The sequence below is a fragment of the Streptomyces sp. NPDC048191 genome, assembly GCF_040652655.1.
Lineage (GTDB): Bacteria > Actinomycetota > Actinomycetes > Streptomycetales > Streptomycetaceae > Streptomyces.
The window spans coordinates 1-1,703 of sequence record NZ_JBEZMO010000092.1; the positions used below are offsets into that span (position 1 = coordinate 1).

The 1,703-nt window shown below is 69.9% G+C and carries 3 protein-coding genes; all 3 read right to left on the minus strand.

Annotated features, from left to right (window positions below; translation table 11 throughout):
- Positions 1 to 64 precede the first annotated feature (64 nt).
- The gene (locus AB0D93_RS41525; RefSeq protein ID WP_362131959.1) at positions 65 to 580 is read right to left on the minus strand and encodes a hypothetical protein; all 516 of its coding nucleotides are present in this window, start codon (positions 578 to 580) and stop codon (positions 65 to 67) included.
- Between the two features lie 170 nt (positions 581 to 750).
- Positions 751 to 1,179 carry a hypothetical protein gene (locus AB0D93_RS41530; RefSeq protein WP_362131962.1) on the minus strand — a complete coding sequence of 143 codons (429 nt, stop codon included), beginning with the start codon at positions 1,177 to 1,179 and terminating at the stop codon, positions 751 to 753.
- Positions 1,180 to 1,199: 20 nt separating this feature from the next.
- Positions 1,200 to 1,589 (minus strand): hypothetical protein, encoded by a 390-nt coding sequence (locus AB0D93_RS41535; RefSeq protein WP_362131965.1) that lies wholly within the window; start codon positions 1,587 to 1,589, stop codon positions 1,200 to 1,202.
- Positions 1,590 to 1,703 lie beyond the last annotated feature (114 nt).

A 1,703-nucleotide genomic window follows, 5' to 3' on the forward strand; every position in this document is an offset into this window, starting at 1 on the left:
GCGGCGGGTACGCCGAAGGGGCGGACACCCTGCCGGTGTCCGCCCCTTTGTGGCTGCGCGGGGACTAGAAGGGGCAGAGCCCGACGGCCATCGCTCCTCGGGTGAGGATGTGCCAGACCTCGGTCATCTCGGGCTGCTCGTAGACCCCCGGCCGCATCTCGATCTGTTCGGCCCTCTCATGGGCGGCCTCCACGGCCTCCCGGGCCTCCTTGATGCGCTCGGCGGTGACCTGCCCGGGGCGGGTGAGCATGTCGTGCGCGAGTGCCGCGCCGAGGTGCTGGACGGCGTAGGCGAGATCGAACAGCTCGGTGAGCGCATCCGTGATCGGGTCGGTGTCGGGCTGGGCGTTGTCGACGACCACCTTGACGGGGAATCCGCATCGCCGGAGCTCGCGGGTGAGCCGGGCGAACCTGTAGTGATCGAACGGCCAGGAGCGGGTGCCGGGGGCGGTGAACGCCTTCAGCGAGTGGGACCACTCGAATCCGTGCTGCCGCAGGGTCGCCTTGGCCCAAGGGTGCTGGTCGCTGAGGCGGGCAACGGTGCCGTAGACCCGGCTGTGCGCGATGGTGGTGGTGATCACGGGAGTTCCTCCGTGGTGCGGGTTTCGAGTGGTGGTGTCGGTCGGGGTGCCACCCCCTTCCAACAAGAACAACATTACCAGAGTTGGACCGGAAATGGAAGCGGAAAACCGGGTCTGATCTTGGGTTTTCCGCTGCCCGGGGGCGGCTGCCGCCGCCCCCGGGAACTCGTTCAGCCCTTGGCGGTGCTCTGAGGCTGGCGGGCCCGGTAGTCGGCCACCGCCTGGGCAAGGGTCCGCCCGGCGCTGTCCGGCGTCCAGTGGAACGGGACCGGCCGGTTGTCCAGGTACAGGCGGATCGCGTCGGCTCCGCTCTTGCGGCTGTCGACACTGAACACCGCCGTGCCGATGGCCGGAAGGGAGACGGTGACGTTGGTCCACACGTACGGGGCGGTACGCCACTCGTCGTGAACGACGCGGGCGGGCTCGACCTGGAAGAGATCGGCCAGCGCTGCGGCGAACTCGTGGGCGGTCTTGTGCGTGTCGAGCGGGGACGGGGCGGGGGTGCCGTCGTAACCGATGGCGGCGTGCATCTGGAACTTCATGGCCTGCTCCTGGGGGTACGCGGTGAGGGTTTCGAGCAGGCCGGGCGGCGGTGCCATCCGCCGCCCGGCCTGGTGGTTCAGTTCTTGGCGTCGGCCTCCTCGTCTTCGGTGCGCCACAGGGGCAGGGCCTCGAAGTCCTGGGACGGCGCGAGCTTGACCACGGCGGCGCGCACGGTGGCGGCCTTGACCGTGGCGGGCATGAGGGCCGCGACGGCGCGGGGGTCCTTGTTCGCGCGCCACATGGCGTACAGCACGCGCTGACGCTCGGCGCGGGCGCTGGTCAGCGCCTCGCGGGCGGCCTGGTAGGCCGCCTCGGCCTCCAACCCCTCCATGAGCAGGGGGGTGTCGATGCCGTCACCCTCCCGCTGGCGGGCCGCCTCGATCATCTCCGCGCGCATCGCCTGGTAGGCGGCGTGGCCGATGGCCTCCGCCTCGGCCTGGCGCTCGGGGGTGATCTGCTCGCTCATGGTCCGTACCTCCGGTGATCGGGTTTCGAGTGGTTCTCGTTGTCCGGGGTGCCACCCCCTTCCAACAAGGACAACATTACCAGTGTTGGGCCGGAATTGGAAGCGGGAAAGGGG

What these genes read in the sequence shown, in the direction of transcription:
- AB0D93_RS41530 (WP_362131962.1), bottom strand. Translation starts at nt 1,179, where the DNA reads ATGGCACCGCCGCCCGGCCTGCTCGAAACCCTCACCGCGTACCCCCAG.
- AB0D93_RS41535 (WP_362131965.1), bottom strand. Translation starts at nt 1,589, where the DNA reads ATGAGCGAGCAGATCACCCCCGAGCGCCAGGCCGAGGCGGAGGCCATC.